Genomic DNA, 15,933 nt, shown 5'->3' with positions numbered 1-15,933 from the left:
TTAGCCCGGGAATTAACATGGCAACCACTTATTTGGATGTTTGCGCCGTGGTTCCGGCGGCCGGATTTGGTCGCCGAATGCAAACGGAATGTCCTAAGCAATATCTCTCAATCGGTAATCAAACCATTCTCGAACATTCGGTACATGCGCTACTGGCGCATCCCCGGGTGACGCATGTCGTCATTGCTATCAGTCCTGGCGATAGCCGTTTTGCACAACTCCCGCTGGCGAATCATCCACAAATCACTGTTGTTGATGGCGGCGAAGAGCGTGCCGATTCTGTGCTGGCAGGTCTGAAAGCCGCTGGTGACGCGCAGTGGGTATTGGTTCATGATGCCGCGCGTCCTTGTTTGCATCAGGATGATCTCGCTCGCTTGTTGGCGTTGAGCGAAACCAGCCGAACGGGAGGCATTCTTGCCGCGCCGGTGCGCGATACTATGAAACGCGCTGAAGCTGGCAAAAATGCCATTGCTCATACCGTTGATCGCAACGGCTTATGGCACGCGCTGACGCCGCAATTTTTCCCTCGCGAGCTGTTACATGATTGCCTGACGCGTGCATTAAATGAAGGCGCTACCATTACCGATGAAGCCTCGGCGCTGGAATACTGCGGTTTTCATCCGCAGCTTGTCGAAGGCCGAGCGGATAATATTAAAGTCACGCGCCCGGAAGATTTGGCGCTTGCCGAATTTTACCTTACCCGAACCATCCATCAGGAGAATACATAATGCGAATTGGACACGGTTTTGATGTACACGCCTTTGGCGGTGAAGGCCCAATTATCATTGGTGGCGTACGCATTCCTTACGAAAAAGGACTGCTGGCGCATTCTGATGGCGATGTAGCGCTGCATGCGTTAACGGATGCATTACTTGGTGCGGCGGCGCTGGGGGATATTGGTAAATTATTCCCGGACACCGACCCGGCATTTAAAGGCGCAGACAGTCGCGAGTTGCTACGCGAAGCCTGGCGGCGCATTCAGGCGAAGGGGTATACCCTCGGTAACGTCGATGTGACTATTATTGCTCAGGCGCCGAAGATGCTGCCGCACATTCCACAAATGCGCGTGTTCATTGCCGAAGATCTCGGCTGCCATATGGATGATGTTAACGTGAAGGCCACTACTACGGAAAAACTCGGATTTACCGGGCGTGGGGAAGGGATTGCCTGTGAAGCGGTGGCGCTACTCATTAAGGCAACGAAATGATTGAGTTTGATAATCTCACTTACCTTCACGGTAAACCACAAGGCACCGGGCTGCTGAAAGCTAACCCGGAAGATTTTGTGGTGGTGGAAGATTTAGGTTTTGAGCCTGATGGCGAAGGTGAGCATATTCTGGTGCGGATCCTCAAAAATGGCTGCAATACCCGTTTTGTGGCGGACGCACTGGCGAAATTCCTGAAAATCCATGCTCGTGAAGTCAGTTTTGCCGGGCAGAAAGACAAACACGCAGTTACGGAACAGTGGTTATGCGCCCGCGTGCCGGGTAAAGAGATGCCCGATTTGAGCGCTTTCCAACTGGAAGGTTGCCAGGTGCTGGAGTATGCGCGGCACAAGCGTAAGCTGCGGTTAGGGGCGCTGAAAGGCAATTCATTTACCCTGGTATTGCGTGACATAAGCAATCGTGATGATGTTGAACAGCGCCTGATCGATATTTGTGTTAAAGGGGTGCCTAATTATTTTGGCGCGCAACGTTTTGGTATCGGCGGTAGCAACCTGCAGGGGGCGTTACGTTGGGCGCAAACTCATACTCCGGTGCGCGATCGTAATAAACGGAGTTTTTGGTTGTCGGCTGCCCGTAGCGCTTTGTTTAATCAGATTGTCGCTGAGCGCCTCAAAAAAGCGGACGTTAATCAAGTTGTTGACGGCGATGCGCTACAATTAGCCGGGCGCGGTAGTTGGTTTGTCGCAACAAGTGAAGAATTGGCGGAACTACAGCGTCGCGTCAATGAAAAAGAGCTGATGATTACCGCTGCATTGCCTGGTAGCAGCGAGTGGGGAACTCAACGCGAAGCGCTGGCATTCGAACAAGCGGCTGTTGCTGAAGAAACCGAATTGCAGTCGTTATTGTTGCGTGAAAAAGTTGAAGCCGCGCGCAGAGCGATGTTGCTATATCCGCAACAATTAAGCTGGAACTGGTGGGATGACGTCACCGTCGAAATCCGTTTCTGGCTTCCGGCGGGAAGTTTTGCGACCAGCGTTGTCAGGGAACTTATCAACACAACAGGTGATTATGCGCATATTGCTGAGTAATGATGACGGGGTACATGCACCCGGTATACAAACGCTGGCAAAAGCTTTGCGTGAGTTTGCTGATGTTCAGGTGGTCGCCCCCGATCGTAACCGCAGCGGCGCTTCAAATTCTCTGACGCTGGAATCCTCTCTGCGCACATTTACTTTTGACAATGGCGACATCGCCGTGCAAATGGGAACCCCGACGGACTGCGTCTATCTTGGCGTGAATGCTCTGATGCGTCCGCGCCCGGACATTGTGGTTTCGGGCATTAACGCTGGGCCGAATCTGGGCGATGATGTTATTTATTCCGGCACCGTTGCCGCTGCAATGGAAGGCCGTCATTTAGGTTTTCCGGCATTGGCGGTCTCGCTTGACGGACACAAGCATTATGACACTGCCGCGGCAGTCACCTGTTCCATTTTGCGCGCGCTGTGTAAAGAGCCGCTACGCACCGGGCGTATTCTCAATATCAACGTACCGGATTTACCGCTGGATCAGATTAAAGGTATTCGCGTTACTCGCTGTGGTCGCCGTCACCCGGCAGATCAAGTGATCCCACAGCAGGATCCGCGCGGCAATACGTTGTACTGGATCGGTCCACCCGGCGATAAATGTGATGCCGGTCCCGGGACTGATTTTGCAGCGGTTGATGAAGGCTATGTTTCCATTACGCCGCTGCATGTGGATTTAACCGCGCACAGCGCGCAAGATGTAGTTTCAGACTGGTTAGAGAGCGTGGGAGTTGGCACGCAATGGTAAGCAGACGCGTACAAGCACTTCTGGATCAATTACGTGCGCAGGGCATTAAAGATGAGCAGGTGCTGAATGCACTTGCCGCTGTGCCGCGTGAAAAATTCATTGATGAAGCGTTTGAACAAAAAGCCTGGGACAATATCGCCTTGCCGATAGGTCAGGGGCAGACAATCTCGCAACCTTATATGGTGGCGCGAATGACCGAATTGCTCGAACTGACGCCGCAGTCACGGGTGCTGGAAATCGGCACGGGTTCAGGATATCAAACCGCAATTCTGGCGCATCTTGTCCAGCATGTATGCTCGGTCGAGCGGATTAAAGGATTGCAATGGCAGGCCCGTCGACGCCTGAAGAATCTTGATTTACATAATGTTTCAACTCGTCACGGCGATGGATGGCAAGGTTGGCAAGCACGTGCGCCGTTTGACGCTATCATTGTAACGGCGGCGCCGCCGGAAATCCCAACAGCGTTAATGACGCAACTGGATGAGGGCGGCATTCTCGTCTTACCCGTAGGGGAAGAGCACCAGTATTTAAAACGGGTGTGTCGTCGGGGAGGCGAATTTATTATCGATACCGTGGAGGCCGTGCGTTTTGTTCCCTTAGTGAAAGGGGAGCTGGCTTAGTGCTGAGATAATACCTGGAATTTTCCTGGTTATTTTGCAGCAGGTCGGCGTATCGTGAACACCTTTTCCAGTGTTCAGATATGGTGCTTTGCACGGTAATTATTTCACTGGTTATTCATCAATTTTTTCCTGGGGGATAAATGAGCGCGGGAAGCCCAAAATTCACCGTTCGCCGTATTGCGGCTTTGTCACTGGTTTCGCTATGGCTGGCTGGCTGTTCTGACACATCGAATCCACCGGCGCCGGTCAGTTCCGTTAATGGCAATGCGCCAGGTACCAATTCCGGTATGTTGATTACGCCGCCGCCGAAAATGGGGACGACGTCTACAGCGCAACAGCCGCAAATTCAGCCAATACAGCAGCCACAGATTCAACCGGTACAGCAGCCGCAAATCCAGTCAGCGCAACAACCGCAAATCCAGCCGGTACAGCCTGTCGCCCAACAGCCTGTGAAAATGGAAAATGGGCGTATTGTTTACAACCGCCAATATGGAAACATTCCAAAAGGCAGCTATAGCGGTAGTACCTACACGGTGAAAAAAGGCGATACGCTGTTCTACATCGCCTGGATTACCGGCAACGATTTCCGCGATCTCGCCCAGCGCAACAATATTCAGGCGCCGTACGCACTGAATGTAGGTCAGACTCTACAGGTGGGGAACGCTTCCGGTACGCCAATCACGGGTGGAAATGCCATTACCCAGGCCGACGCGGCAGAGCAAGGAGTTGTGATCAAACCTGCACAAAATTCCACCGTTGCTGTTGCGTCGCAACCGACAATTACGTATTCTGAATCTTCGGGTGAACAGAGTGCTAACAAGATGTTGCCGAACAACAAGCCAACTGCGACGGCTGTCACAGCGCCTGTAACGGTACCAACAGCAAGCACAACCGAGCCGACTGTCAGCAGTACATCAACCAGCACGCCAATTTCCACCTGGCGCTGGCCGACTGAGGGCAAAGTGATCGAAACTTTTGGCGCTTCTGAGGGTGGCAACAAAGGGATCGACATTGCCGGTAGCAAAGGACAGGCAATTATCGCGACCGCTGATGGCCGCGTTGTTTATGCCGGTAATGCACTGCGCGGCTACGGTAATCTGATTATCATCAAGCATAATGATGATTACCTGAGTGCCTACGCCCATAACGACACAATGCTGGTCCGGGAACAACAAGAAGTGAAGGCGGGGCAAAAAATAGCGACTATGGGTAGCACCGGAACCAGTTCAACACGCTTGCATTTTGAAATTCGTTACAAGGGGAAATCCGTAAACCCGCTGCGTTATTTGCCGCAGCGATAATTCGGCGGAACCAGGCTTGTGCTTGAATGTTCCGTCAAGGGATCACGGGTAGGAGCCACCTTATGAGTCAGAATACGCTGAAAGTTCATGATTTAAATGAAGATGCGGAATTTGATGAGAACGGAGTTGAGGTTTTTGACGAAAAGGCCTTAGTTGAAGAGGAACCCAGTGATAACGATTTGGCCGAAGAGGAACTGTTATCGCAGGGTGCCACACAGCGTGTGTTGGACGCGACTCAGCTTTACCTTGGTGAGATTGGTTATTCGCCACTGTTAACGGCCGAAGAAGAAGTTTATTTTGCGCGTCGCGCACTGCGTGGGGATGTTGCCTCCCGCCGCCGGATGATCGAGAGTAACTTGCGTCTGGTGGTAAAAATTGCCCGCCGTTATGGCAATCGTGGTCTGGCTTTGCTGGATCTTATCGAAGAGGGCAATCTGGGGCTTATCCGCGCGGTTGAGAAGTTTGACCCGGAACGTGGTTTCCGCTTCTCAACATACGCAACGTGGTGGATTCGTCAGACGATCGAACGGGCGATTATGAACCAAACCCGAACAATTCGTTTGCCGATTCACATCGTAAAGGAGCTGAACGTTTACCTGCGAACCGCACGTGAGTTGTCGCATAAACTGGACCACGAACCGAGCGCGGAAGAGATCGCAGAACAACTGGATAAACCGGTTGATGACGTCAGCCGTATGCTTCGTCTTAACGAACGCATTACCTCGGTAGACACCCCGTTGGGCGGTGATTCCGAAAAAGCGTTGCTGGACATCCTGGCCGATGAAAAAGAAAACGGCCCGGAAGACACCACGCAAGATGACGATATGAAACAAAGCATCGTCAAATGGTTGTTCGAACTGAACGCCAAGCAGCGTGAAGTGCTGGCACGTCGATTCGGTTTGCTGGGGTATGAAGCGGCAACACTGGAAGATGTAGGTCGTGAAATTGGCCTCACCCGTGAACGTGTTCGCCAGATTCAGGTTGAAGGCCTGCGTCGTCTGCGTGAAATTTTGCAGACTCAGGGGCTGAATATCGAAGCGCTGTTCCGCGAATAAGTAAGCATCTGTCAGAAAGGCCAGTCTCAAGTGAGGCTGGCCTTTTCTTTTGTATGGAAATTGGTGCGTTTGTCGGTCGGATAAGACGCGACAGCGTCGCATCCGGTAATCAGAACCCTATGCGTTCATCATCTTTCGCACCAACTGCATAAACAACTCTTGCTCTTCTTTACTCAATCGCCCCAAAAACTCCTCATCCACGCCATCACCAATGGGGATCGCCGCGGCGAGTGTTTTTTCACCTTCCGCAGTCAGCCAGACAAAGCGTCTTCGTTTATCGACAGTGTCATGTTCTCGTTTGACCAGACCCCGGTTTTCCATTCTTGCCAGCATTTCCGCTAGCGTTGCTTTAGTGCTGGCTGCCGCTTCAATCAACGCAACCTGCTCGATACCGGGATGTTCAGCGATAGCACGCATCACTGCATACTGCGGTTTGGTCAGATCAGGTAACTCATGCTGCCAGCGAGCTGTGTGCTGCTGGAAAAGCTGTCGTAGCTGATGGAACGCTTTATTTCGTAACGCCATGTAAACTCCGGGCTAATTCTCTGCCGCTATCATAGCGGTTTTCCAGTGACGAAGAAGATGTTGTTACTTCTCAATCCTTGCCGCTGTGGAAATGGAGGAGTATGTTAATAATAACGTTCGTATACGAACAGTTAAGGGAATAAAGAATGAAATTGATCGTCGGGATGACAGGGGCCACTGGTGCGCCTCTTGGTGTGGCATTACTGCAGGCGCTGCGAGAGATGCCTGATGTTGAAACGCATCTGGTGATGTCGAAGTGGGCAAAAACCACCATTGAACTGGAAACGTCTTACAGCGCTCGCGATGTTGCCGCCCTCGCAGACTTCAGCCATAACCCGGCAGATCAGGCGGCGACCATCTCATCCGGTTCCTTTCGTACCGACGGCATGATCGTGATTCCGTGCAGTATGAAAACACTCGCCGGCATTCGCGCCGGTTACGCCGATGGGCTGGTGGGGCGCGCGGCGGACGTCGTGCTCAAAGAAGGTCGCAAACTGGTGCTGGTACCGCGTGAAATGCCGCTCAGCACCATCCATCTTGAAAATATGCTCGCACTTTCACGCATGGGGGTAGCGATGGTGCCACCCATGCCTGCTTTCTATAACCATCCGCAGAGCGTTGACGACATCACGCAACACATAGTCGCTCGCGTGCTGGATCAATTTGGCCTCGAACATCCTCATGCCAGGCGCTGGCAAGGATTGCCGCAGACCCGGAATTTTTCTCAGGAGAATGAATAATGGCATTTGATGATTTACGCAGCTTTTTACAGGCGCTTGATGACCACGGACAGTTGTTGAAAATCAGCGAAGAGGTGAACGCGGAGCCAGATCTTGCGGCGGCAGCCAATGCCACCGGGCGTATCGGCGACGGCGCACCGGCGCTGTGGTTTGATAATATTCGCGGCTTTATCGATGCGCGCGTGGCGATGAACACCATCGGTTCCTGGCAGAACCACGCGATTTCCCTCGGCCTGCCGCCAAATACCCCGGTTAAAAAACAGATTGATGAATTTATCCGCCGCTGGGATAACTTCCCGATAGCCCCGGAGCGCCGGGCAAACCCTGCCTGGGCGCAGAACTCTGTTGATGGCGACGAGATCAACCTGTTCGATATTCTGCCGCTGTTTCGTTTAAATGACGGTGATGGCGGCTTCTATCTCGACAAGGCGTGTGTGGTTTCCCGCGATCCGCTTGACCCGGATAACTTCGGCAAGCAGAACGTCGGCATCTACCGCATGGAAGTAAAGGGTAAGCGTAAGCTCGGTCTGCAACCGGTGCCGATGCATGATATTGCCCTGCATCTGCATAAAGCGGAAGAGCGCGGTGAAGATCTACCGATTGCGATCACCCTCGGTAACGATCCGATCATCACCCTGATGGGCGCCACGCCGCTGAAATACGATCAGTCCGAATACGAAATGGCGGGCGCACTGCGCGAAAGCCCGTACCCGATCGCCAGCGCGCCGTTGACTGGCTTTGATGTGCCGTGGGGCTCGGAAGTGATCCTTGAAGGGGTTATCGAAAGCCGTAAACGCGAAATCGAGGGGCCATTCGGCGAGTTTACCGGCCACTACTCTGGCGGGCGTAACATGACCGTGGTGCGCATCGATAAAGTCTCTTATCGCACCAAACCGATTTTCGAATCGCTCTATCTCGGTATGCCGTGGACCGAAATCGACTACCTGATGGGGCCAGCCACCTGCGTGCCGCTGTACCAGCAACTGAAAGCGGAGTTCCCGGAAGTGCAGGCGGTGAACGCCATGTACACCCACGGCCTGCTGGCAATTATCTCCACCAAAAAACGCTACGGCGGCTTTGCCCGCGCGGTGGGGCTGCGCGCGATGACCACGCCGCACGGTCTGGGCTACGTGAAGATGGTGATTATGGTCGATGAAGACGTTGACCCGTTTAACCTGCCGCAGGTGATGTGGGCGCTCTCCTCGAAAGTGAACCCGGCAGGTGACTTAGTGCAGTTGCCGAATATGTCCGTGCTGGAACTCGACCCAGGCTCAAGCCCAGCGGGGATCACAGACAAACTGATTATCGACGCCACCACGCCTGTTGCGCCAGACAACCGTGGTCACTACAGCCAGCCGGTGGTGGATTTACCGGAAACCAAAGCCTGGGCTGAAAAACTGACCGCTATGCTGGCCGCACGTCAATAAGGAGAAAAAGATGATTTGTCCACGTTGTGCAGATGAACTGATTGAAGTGATGGCGAAATCGCCGGTGAAAGATGTCTGGACGGTCTACCAGTGCCAGCATTGCCTTTATACATGGCGCGATACCGAACCGCTACGTCGCACCAGCCGTGAACATTACCCGCAAGCGTTCCGTATGACGCAGAAAGATATTGATGACGCGCCAATGGTGCCGAGTATTCCACCACTGTTGGCGGAAGGTAAGCGTTAAATAAAAGGTCCGATGTCCATCGGACTCTTTGAGATTGAAGACAAACGCAAAACTGCCTGATGCGCTACGCTTATCAGGCCTACAATAATTTTGCAATATAATGATTTTAAACGATTTTATAAGCCTGGTAAGGCGTTTACGCCGCATCCGGCATGAACAAAGCATACTTTGTCATTAGTCTGAAAGGTCCGACATCCATCGGACCTTTTTATTAAGGTTAAATTACCGCCCAGATGCACCAGGTGATTAAAAATCCGGTAAAGCCGAGGATGGTCGTTAACACGGTCCAGGTTTTCAGACCATCCGCCACCGACAACCCGAGATATTTGGTCACGATCCAGAAACCAGAATCGTTGATATGCGATGCGCCAAGTCCACCAAAGCAGGCCGCCAGCGTTACCAGTACGCATTGAATTGGATTCAACCCCATCACGGCTTCCGAGAGTAATCCGCCGGTTGTCAGGATTGCTACAGTTGCCGACCCCTGAGATGCACGCAGCGCCAGTGAAATAATGAATGCCGCAGGCAACAGAGGCAGGTCAATCATTTGTAACATGTTGGCAAGAGCTTTACCGACGCCTGACTCCACCAGCACTTTGCCAAATACCCCACCTGCTCCAGTAACCAGAATCACGACCGCCGCAGTGGGAAGAGCAGAACCCATAATGTCGCTGGTATGTTGCAGGCTCCAGCCGCGACGTAAGGCCAATAACCAGAACGCCAGTACTAACGCAATCATCAATGCCACCATTGGTGAGCCGATTAATTGCAGCGTGCCGAGCAGAGGATGCGAAGCCGGCATCAGCGTTGCGGAAACCGTACCCGCCATAATAATCGCGATGGGAATGATAATGAGCGAGGTGACCAGCGTCACGCCCGGCGGATTTATTTTGTCGCTTAATTTTGTTGTGATTTCATCACTGGCCGGAGCAAGCTGCATCTGTTCCAGAACTTCAACCGACATCGCATACTGGCGTTTATTGATTATTTTCGCTGCAAAGTAACCAACAATACCGACCGGAATAGCAATAGCGATACCGATAATTGTCAGCCAACCAATGTCTGCATGGAGCAATCCTGCCGCCGCAACCGGACCGGGGTGTGGCGGCACCGCCACGTGTACGGTCAGCATGATCCCGGCGACAGGCAGGCCGAATTTAAGCGGTGAGATTTTGGCGACTTTAGCGAAACCGTAAATAATCGGCGCGAGAATAATAAAGCCGACATCAAAGAAGACGGGGATACCGAGAAAGAACGCTGCCAGCGTCAGTGCGGCGATGGTTCGTTTATCTCCTAACTTACGGCTGAAATAATTAGCCAGTGATTCTGCGCCGCCAGAGTGCTCGATCATTCGTCCCAGCATAGCACCAAGGCCGATAATAATGGTGACGGAGCCAAGTACGCCGCCCATTCCGGCAATCATCACTTTACCTACTTCCCCTGCCGGGATACCTGCTGCAATGGCGACCAATAAACTGACGAGAAGCAGTGCGACGAATGGTTGTACTTTTGCTTTGATGACCAGTAGCAACAGCATGATTACGCCAGTTAACGCAATACATAATAATGTAATTGTGGACATGGGAAACCCTGTCTGAAAGTTATAGTTAACCTACCCCATCCGTAGATGGGGGGATTTATGGGTACGTTGTAATTATGGATTTAGTGAATTAGCGCCAGGCGTCAAACCAGCCAAGACCTTCTTCGGTGAGGCTCCGGGGCTTGTATTCACAACCGATCCAGCCCTGATATCCCACCTCATCGAACAGGTGGAACAGCCACGGATAGTTAATCTCGCCATCGTCCGGTTCATGTCGGTCAGGCAGTCCGGCAATTTGTACGTGGGCATATTTCCCGGCGTAGTCGCGGATTAAATGCGTCAGGTCGCCATCCACTTTTTGCGCATGAAAAGTATCCAGTTGAATAAACACATTATCGCGCGCAACGTCTTCAACAATCGCCAGTGCCTGATACTGGCTGGAGAAGAGATAATGCGGTTTAACGCCGGGGCTGAGTGCTTCAACCAAAATCCGCTTGCCATGCGGCGCAAAACGGTCAGCGGCGTAGCGGAGATTATCGATAAAAACCGCCCGATAACGTTCAGCATCTTCGCCTGTGGGCACTACGCCCGCCATCACATGTACTTGCTCACAATTGAGCGCCAGCGCATATTCCAGTGCCAGGTCGATGTCCGCGCGCGCTTCCTGCTCACGTCCAGGAAGGGCGGATAACCCCCATTCACCCGCATTAACATCCCCGGGAGCGGTATTGAACAGCGCCAGCGTCAGATGATTTTGCGCCAGTAGCTGCTGGATTTGCTGGGGGGAGTAGTCATAGGGAAACAGAAACTCCACGGCATCAAACCCGGCTTTTCGCGCTGCGGCGAAGCGTTCAATAAACGGCACTTCGGTGAACATCATCGATAAATTAGCTGCAAAACGAGGCATCGCATTAACTCCTTAATTCCGCAATTTCATCTGCGGTCAGATAGCGGATCGGGCGGTCGCCGAGAATAAAGATCAGCTTTGCCGTTTCCTCCAGTTCTTCCATATTGTTAGCGGCTTCTTGTAGGCTTTCTCCACAGACCACTGGACCATGATTTGCCAGTAAAAAGGCCTGATGGTCTGCCGCCAGCTCTGCCAGATCCCTGGCGATGCGTTTATCGCCAGGACGGTAATAAGGCACTAGTGGGACGCTTCCCATCCGCATCACCACATACGGTGTGAACGGGCGAATAACATTGCTGCTGTCCAGCCCTTGCAGGCAGGAGAGCGCGGTCGACCAGGTGCTGTGCAAATGCACCACCGCTTTACAGCGTGGATTATTGCGATACAGCGCCAGATGAAAGAGCACTTCTTTTGACGGTTTATCGCCGCTTAACCATTCGCCATCGGCAGTTACTTTGGAAAGTTGCTGCGGCTCGAGATTGCCCAGACACGACCCTGTCGGCGTAGCCAGCAAATTACCGTCAGGTAAAAGCAGCGACAGGTTTCCGGCTGAACCGGTGGCGTAACCGCGTTGAAAAAATGAACTGGCAATCCGCGTCATCTCTTCTCGCAAAGACTGCTCTGCTTTTGCGAAATCGTTCATGATTGAAACTCTCTTTGAGCACGTGAAAAAAAGGCTTCATCGCCGAAGTTGCCGGATTTAAGAGCGAGTGAAATGGGTTTATCGAGCGCATTGACCCACGGCACGCCAGGGGAAATTGTCGGGCCAATATGAAAACCTTTAATTGCCAGACTTTGTGTTACCACGCCGGAGGTTTCACCTCCCGCCACGATAAAGCGGGTGACACCTTCAGCAGCCAGTTGTGCCGCCAGTTGAGAAAATAGCGCTTCTACTGCATGGCTGGCTTTTTGTGCGCCGTATTTCTGTTGAATAGCAGCCAGCGAGTCAGTGTTGGCAGTGGCAAAAACCAGTGGTGCAAGTTCGCTTTCCTGACCCAGAACCCACTCCGCCAGTTCGCGAGCGTAAGTGGCGAGTGTTTCTGTAGAGAGACAACGGGCAACATCAACCTCACGTACTGGCGCTATCTGGCGGTAATGTGCTACCTGGCAGTTAGTCATTTGCGAGCATGAACCAGAGAGCACCACGCCACGCCCTGCAAGCGGACGCCCAGCTTCGCGCGCGTGGGTATCGTTAGCTTGTGACCACTGTCGGGCCAGACCAATCGCCAGGCCGGAACCCCCCGTTACCAGTAGGGCATCGCGCAAGGCTTCTCCCTGAATTTCCAGATGGCGTTCGGTCAGCGCATCCAGCACCGCGTAGCGATAGCCTTCTTGCTGTAAACGAGCCAGTTCCTGACGAACGGCTTCCACTCCTTTTTCGAAAATATGCGCTGAAACGACGCCGCAGCGTCCTGTGGATTGCGCTTCAACCAGGCGGGGAAGGTAACTGTCGGTCATGGGATTTACCGGATGATGACGCATCCCGGATTCGGCCAGTAGTTGATTCATCACGAACAAATATCCCTGATAAACCGTGCGTCCGTTGACCGGTAGTGCCGGAGAGAAGACCGTAAACGGCGTGTCGAGAGCATCCATCAACGCATCGGTAACCGGGCCGATATTACCTTTCGCCGTACTGTCGAACGTGGAACAGTATTTGAAATAAATCTGTTTGCAACCTTGCTGTTGTAACCAGCGCAGGGCTTCCAGCGATTGGTGTATGGCTTCTGTTACCGGACAGGAGCGCGTTTTCAGACTGATAACAATGGCTTCGATACCTTCCGGCATTACATCTGTTGGAACACCGTTGATTTGCACCGTTGGCAGACCGTTTTCTACCAGAAAACTAGCGATATCCGTCGCGCCGGTAAAATCATCGGCGATTACGCCAATCTTGATCATGATTTTGCTCCCGGTAGAGTGATGCCAGAGAAAATCTTGATGACTGCGCTATCGTCTTCTTTCCCGTAACCCGCGTTACTGGCACTGGTGAACATATTCAATGCTGTTGAGGCCAATGGCAGCGGGAAGTGCAGGGCTTTTGCGGTATCGGCAACCAGACCGAGATCCTTAACAAAAATATCGACGGCAGAATGCGGCGTATAATCTCCATCCACCACATGGCGCATTCGATTTTCAAACATCCACGAATTTCCGGCGGCATTGGTCACGACGTCATACATTACATCCAGTGGGATTCCCGCGCGGGCAGCAAGCGCCATCGCTTCCGCTCCGGCAGCAATATGCACGCCCGCTAACAACTGGTGGATGATTTTTACTGTCGCACCCAGACCCGGTTCTGCGCCGATGCGATACACTTTTCCGGCAACAGCTTCAAGTACGGGAGCCAGGCGTTCAAAGGCGAGATCGCTACCGGATGCCATGACGGTCATTTCACCGTTAGCCGCTTTTACCGCACCCCCGGAAACCGGCGCATCCAGCATTTCCAGATCGAACCCAGCCAGCGCAGTGGCTATTTCTTGAGCATCGGCACTGGCAATGGTGGAAGAAACCATCACCGCGGTGCCAGGTTTCAGATGCCGCGCAACGCCCTTATCACCAAACAGCACCTGTTTAACCTGGGCTGCATTTACCACCAGTACCAGCAGAGCATCGAGTTTTTCGGCAAATGTCGCTGCATTATCAGAAACTCCGCAGGCGCCAGCTTCTTTCAGCGTGGTACAGGCATTGCTGTTCAGATCTGCCCCCCAGGTGGAAAGGCCCGCGTGGATACACGACAGTGCCGCCCCCATCCCCATTGACCCTAAACCGACGATGCCGACATGGTACTCAGATCCCGTTTTCATTTTCTCTCCTTGTTAATTTAAGTGATATTTTGTTTTATGTTGTGAATATAAGCGCCATGAGATAATGATATGGTGAGCTGTTTCACAAAAATTAACAGTGTGTGTTATTTTATGTGACGTAAGTGATAGTCGCTCTGCGCACGTTTCGCGAACAAATAGCGTAGAATGGCCGCAGGACAAAGGAAGGAGCAGAAGTTGATACCCGTAGAGCGTCGACAAATCATCCTTGAGATGGTTGCTGAAAAAGGCATTGTCAGTATTGCTGAACTGACGGACAGAATGAATGTGTCGCATATGACCATTCGTCGCGATTTACAAAAGCTTGAGCAACAGGGAGCCGTTGTCCTGGTGTCTGGAGGCGTCCAGTCTCCGGGCCGTGTAGCACATGAACCTTCTCATCAGGCAAAAACCGCGTTAGCAATGGCGCAAAAAGCGGCTATCGGCAAGCTTGCGGTAAGTCTTGTCCAGCCGGGAAGTTGTATCTATCTGGATGCGGGAACGACCACATTGGCGATTGCGCAGCATCTGATTCACATGGAGCCACTCACTGTGGTCACCAACGATTTCGTTATTGCAGATTATTTACTCGATAATAGCAATTGCACAATTATTCACACCGGTGGCGCGGTTTGTCGGGAAAACCGTTCCTGCGTGGGAGAGGCTGCCGCTACTATGCTACGTAGCCTTATGATTGATATGGCCTTTATTTCTGCATCCTCATGGAGTGTTCGGGGGATTTCTACACCAGCAGAAGATAAAGTCACGGTGAAACGGGCGATTGCCAGCGCCAGCCGCCAGAGAGTGTTAGTCTGCGATGCAACAAAATATGGTCAGGTGGCGACCTGGCTGGCATTACCGTTAAGCGAGTTTGATCAGATCATTACTGACGATGGCCTGCCGGAGAGCGCCAACCGCGCACTGGCGAAGCTCGATCTCTCCTTGCTGGTGGCGAAGACTGAATAAGAACATGACCTAAAAACAGGGGACTCATGCTTCACTGATGAAGCATGAGTTTACTTTATTTTATAAAAAGACAGTCGCCCGCTCTCCGGCGAGCCGGTATCAATATAAATCTGATTAGAAAATATTTGGATATTATTAATCATCATATGACCAAATATGAAATAATCGGCACCTTCTATTTTATTTATATTGCCTTTTAGCGAGTTCTGAATGCGGTCAACAGGCCAGAGTAATTCTTTCTCCGCTAGCTCTTTGCCAAATTGATATTTATTACCCGGGTAATCAGCATGGACTATGACGTATTTTATTTTTTCGTCGTTAATTTCGATGATATGCGGTAATTGCCGAAAGCGTAATAACAGGTTGATAGCCTCTTTTTGTTCTGGATTGCTAAGCCCAAAGAACCAGTCGCCGCCGCTGGCTAACCACATATTGCCATCGCCAGTAGCGAACGCATCAAGGGCCATTGCTTCGTGGTTGCCTTTAACCGAAGTAAACCAGGGCTGGTTTAACAGGCGTAGAACGTTAAGACTCTCCGCCCCACGATCAATATTATCGCCGACAGAAATAAGTAAGTCAGTTTCGGGACAAAAAGGTAGTTGATGTAAGCGGGATTGTAATAATTGATAATTACCATGAATATCACCAACGGCCCATATATGGTGATAGTTATAAGCATCAATTTTTTGATAGCGTGTAGATGGCATGGTTTTACCCTATAAAATAAGAACTACTATTATACAGGGTATTTTTTATTTGAGTTGTAAAATGGAGGAAATAATCCCGATAGCATTTTGCTATCGGGA

18 protein-coding genes are annotated in these 15,933 nt (G+C 51.9%); 11 read left to right on the top strand and 7 right to left on the bottom strand.

Annotated features, from left to right (window positions below; translation table 11 throughout):
* Positions 1-17: 17 nt before the first annotated feature.
* The 7 genes from ispD to rpoS all read left to right on the top strand — a co-directional run bounded on the left by ispD (position 18) and on the right by rpoS (position 5,971).
* Positions 18-728, top strand: a complete 711-nt coding sequence (gene ispD / locus PS053_RS09050; protein ID WP_000246641.1) for a 2-C-methyl-D-erythritol 4-phosphate cytidylyltransferase — start codon at positions 18-20, stop codon at positions 726-728.
* Positions 728-1,207 carry a 2-C-methyl-D-erythritol 2,4-cyclodiphosphate synthase gene (gene ispF / locus PS053_RS09045; protein WP_001219242.1) on the top strand — a complete coding sequence of 160 codons (480 nt, stop codon included), beginning with the start codon at positions 728-730 and terminating at the stop codon, positions 1,205-1,207. The genes ispD and ispF overlap by 1 nt, the downstream gene beginning before the upstream one ends.
* A complete protein-coding gene (truD, locus tag PS053_RS09040; protein WP_059271645.1) occupies positions 1,204-2,253 on the top strand; it encodes a tRNA pseudouridine(13) synthase TruD in 1,050 nt (349 codons plus the stop codon). The genes ispF and truD overlap by 4 nt, the downstream gene beginning before the upstream one ends.
* Positions 2,234-2,995 carry a 5'/3'-nucleotidase SurE gene (gene surE / locus PS053_RS09035; RefSeq protein ID WP_002461455.1) on the top strand — a complete coding sequence of 254 codons (762 nt, stop codon included), beginning with the start codon at positions 2,234-2,236 and terminating at the stop codon, positions 2,993-2,995. The genes truD and surE overlap by 20 nt, the downstream gene beginning before the upstream one ends.
* Positions 2,989-3,615, top strand: coding sequence for a protein-L-isoaspartate O-methyltransferase (pcm, locus tag PS053_RS09030; protein ID WP_059277393.1), 627 nt, complete (start codon positions 2,989-2,991; stop codon positions 3,613-3,615). The genes surE and pcm overlap by 7 nt, the downstream gene beginning before the upstream one ends.
* A 191-nt stretch (positions 3,616-3,806) precedes the next feature.
* Positions 3,807-4,916, top strand: coding sequence for a murein hydrolase activator NlpD (nlpD, locus tag PS053_RS09025; RefSeq protein ID WP_223277002.1), 1,110 nt, complete (start codon positions 3,807-3,809; stop codon positions 4,914-4,916).
* 62 nt (positions 4,917-4,978) lie between these two features.
* Positions 4,979-5,971: an RNA polymerase sigma factor RpoS gene (gene rpoS, locus PS053_RS09020; RefSeq protein WP_000081550.1), complete on the top strand. Its 993-nt coding sequence runs from the start codon at positions 4,979-4,981 to the stop codon at positions 5,969-5,971.
* A 117-nt stretch (positions 5,972-6,088) separates the two neighbouring features.
* On the opposite strand, the gene PS053_RS09015 is transcribed toward rpoS, so the two are convergent.
* Complete coding sequence (locus PS053_RS09015) at positions 6,089-6,496, bottom strand: MarR family winged helix-turn-helix transcriptional regulator (RefSeq protein ID WP_001208082.1); 408 nt, start codon at positions 6,494-6,496, stop codon at positions 6,089-6,091.
* Between the two features lie 146 nt (positions 6,497-6,642).
* Here PS053_RS09015 and PS053_RS09010 point away from each other — a divergent pair, with 146 nt between their 5' ends.
* The 3 genes from PS053_RS09010 to PS053_RS09000 are packed head-to-tail and all read left to right on the top strand — an operon-like array spanning position 6,643 to position 8,910.
* Positions 6,643-7,236, top strand: coding sequence for a non-oxidative hydroxyarylic acid decarboxylases subunit B (locus PS053_RS09010; RefSeq protein WP_025238486.1), 594 nt, complete (start codon positions 6,643-6,645; stop codon positions 7,234-7,236).
* Complete coding sequence (locus PS053_RS09005; protein WP_000863180.1) at positions 7,236-8,663, top strand: non-oxidative hydroxyarylic acid decarboxylases subunit C; 1,428 nt, start codon at positions 7,236-7,238, stop codon at positions 8,661-8,663. The genes PS053_RS09010 and PS053_RS09005 overlap by 1 nt, the downstream gene beginning before the upstream one ends.
* A 10-nt stretch (positions 8,664-8,673) precedes the next feature.
* Positions 8,674-8,910, top strand: a complete 237-nt coding sequence (locus PS053_RS09000) for a non-oxidative hydroxyarylic acid decarboxylases subunit D (RefSeq protein ID WP_000562974.1) — start codon at positions 8,674-8,676, stop codon at positions 8,908-8,910.
* A gap of 217 nt (positions 8,911-9,127) precedes the next feature.
* Here the strand turns inward: PS053_RS09000 and PS053_RS08995 are convergent, their stop codons facing one another.
* The 5 genes from PS053_RS08995 to ltnD form a co-directional block, all read right to left on the bottom strand.
* Positions 9,128-10,492, bottom strand: a complete 1,365-nt coding sequence (locus PS053_RS08995) for a GntP family transporter (RefSeq protein ID WP_000104451.1) — start codon at positions 10,490-10,492, stop codon at positions 9,128-9,130.
* Positions 10,493-10,580: 88 nt separating this feature from the next.
* Positions 10,581-11,357, bottom strand: coding sequence for an HPr family phosphocarrier protein (locus tag PS053_RS08990; RefSeq protein WP_256878881.1), 777 nt, complete (start codon positions 11,355-11,357; stop codon positions 10,581-10,583).
* Between the two features lie 4 nt (positions 11,358-11,361).
* Positions 11,362-12,000 carry a 3-oxo-tetronate 4-phosphate decarboxylase gene (gene otnC / locus PS053_RS08985; RefSeq protein WP_025238491.1) on the bottom strand — a complete coding sequence of 213 codons (639 nt, stop codon included), beginning with the start codon at positions 11,998-12,000 and terminating at the stop codon, positions 11,362-11,364.
* A complete protein-coding gene (gene otnK, locus PS053_RS08980; RefSeq protein WP_256878882.1) occupies positions 11,997-13,259 on the bottom strand; it encodes a 3-oxo-tetronate kinase in 1,263 nt (420 codons plus the stop codon). Before otnK ends, otnC begins: the two co-directional genes overlap by 4 nt.
* On the bottom strand, positions 13,256-14,164 hold the full coding sequence (gene ltnD / locus PS053_RS08975) for an L-threonate dehydrogenase (RefSeq protein WP_059219261.1): 909 nt from the start codon (positions 14,162-14,164) through the stop codon (positions 13,256-13,258). The genes otnK and ltnD overlap by 4 nt, the downstream gene beginning before the upstream one ends.
* Positions 14,165-14,359: 195 nt before the next feature.
* Here ltnD and ygbI point away from each other — a divergent pair, with 195 nt between their 5' ends.
* Positions 14,360-15,127 (top strand): DNA-binding transcriptional repressor YgbI, encoded by a 768-nt coding sequence (ygbI, locus tag PS053_RS08970; RefSeq protein WP_002461462.1) that lies wholly within the window; start codon positions 14,360-14,362, stop codon positions 15,125-15,127.
* A 50-nt stretch (positions 15,128-15,177) separates the two neighbouring features.
* Here the strand turns inward: ygbI and pphB are convergent, their stop codons facing one another.
* Complete coding sequence (gene pphB / locus PS053_RS08965; RefSeq protein WP_059253926.1) at positions 15,178-15,834, bottom strand: protein-serine/threonine phosphatase; 657 nt, start codon at positions 15,832-15,834, stop codon at positions 15,178-15,180.
* Positions 15,835-15,933: the final 99 nt, after the last annotated feature.

This window comes from Escherichia albertii (genome assembly GCF_028622335.1).
Classification (GTDB): Bacteria; Pseudomonadota; Gammaproteobacteria; order Enterobacterales; family Enterobacteriaceae; genus Escherichia; species Escherichia albertii.
The sequence above is the reverse complement of the archived record's forward strand: the minus strand, read 5'-3'. Positions and strand labels throughout refer to the sequence as shown.

Excerpts from the sequence above, each read along its gene's own strand:
- pphB (WP_059253926.1), bottom strand. The coding sequence starts at position 15,834 with ATGCCATCTACACGCTATCAAAAAATTGATGCTTATAACTATCACCAT.
- rpoS (WP_000081550.1), top strand. The coding sequence starts at position 4,979 with ATGAGTCAGAATACGCTGAAAGTTCATGATTTAAATGAAGATGCGGAA.
- truD (WP_059271645.1), top strand. The coding sequence starts at position 1,204 with ATGATTGAGTTTGATAATCTCACTTACCTTCACGGTAAACCACAAGGC.
- PS053_RS08990 (WP_256878881.1), bottom strand. The coding sequence starts at position 11,357 with ATGCCTCGTTTTGCAGCTAATTTATCGATGATGTTCACCGAAGTGCCG.
- pcm (WP_059277393.1), top strand. The coding sequence starts at position 2,989 with ATGGTAAGCAGACGCGTACAAGCACTTCTGGATCAATTACGTGCGCAG.
- otnK (WP_256878882.1), bottom strand. The coding sequence starts at position 13,259 with ATGATCAAGATTGGCGTAATCGCCGATGATTTTACCGGCGCGACGGAT.
- PS053_RS08995 (WP_000104451.1), bottom strand. The coding sequence starts at position 10,492 with ATGTCCACAATTACATTATTATGTATTGCGTTAACTGGCGTAATCATG.
- ispD (WP_000246641.1), top strand. The coding sequence starts at position 18 with ATGGCAACCACTTATTTGGATGTTTGCGCCGTGGTTCCGGCGGCCGGA.
- ispF (WP_001219242.1), top strand. The coding sequence starts at position 728 with ATGCGAATTGGACACGGTTTTGATGTACACGCCTTTGGCGGTGAAGGC.
- ltnD (WP_059219261.1), bottom strand. The coding sequence starts at position 14,164 with ATGAAAACGGGATCTGAGTACCATGTCGGCATCGTCGGTTTAGGGTCA.
- PS053_RS09000 (WP_000562974.1), top strand. The coding sequence starts at position 8,674 with ATGATTTGTCCACGTTGTGCAGATGAACTGATTGAAGTGATGGCGAAA.
- PS053_RS09015 (WP_001208082.1), bottom strand. The coding sequence starts at position 6,496 with ATGGCGTTACGAAATAAAGCGTTCCATCAGCTACGACAGCTTTTCCAG.
- surE (WP_002461455.1), top strand. The coding sequence starts at position 2,234 with ATGCGCATATTGCTGAGTAATGATGACGGGGTACATGCACCCGGTATA.
- otnC (WP_025238491.1), bottom strand. The coding sequence starts at position 12,000 with ATGAACGATTTCGCAAAAGCAGAGCAGTCTTTGCGAGAAGAGATGACG.
- PS053_RS09010 (WP_025238486.1), top strand. The coding sequence starts at position 6,643 with ATGAAATTGATCGTCGGGATGACAGGGGCCACTGGTGCGCCTCTTGGT.
- PS053_RS09005 (WP_000863180.1), top strand. The coding sequence starts at position 7,236 with ATGGCATTTGATGATTTACGCAGCTTTTTACAGGCGCTTGATGACCAC.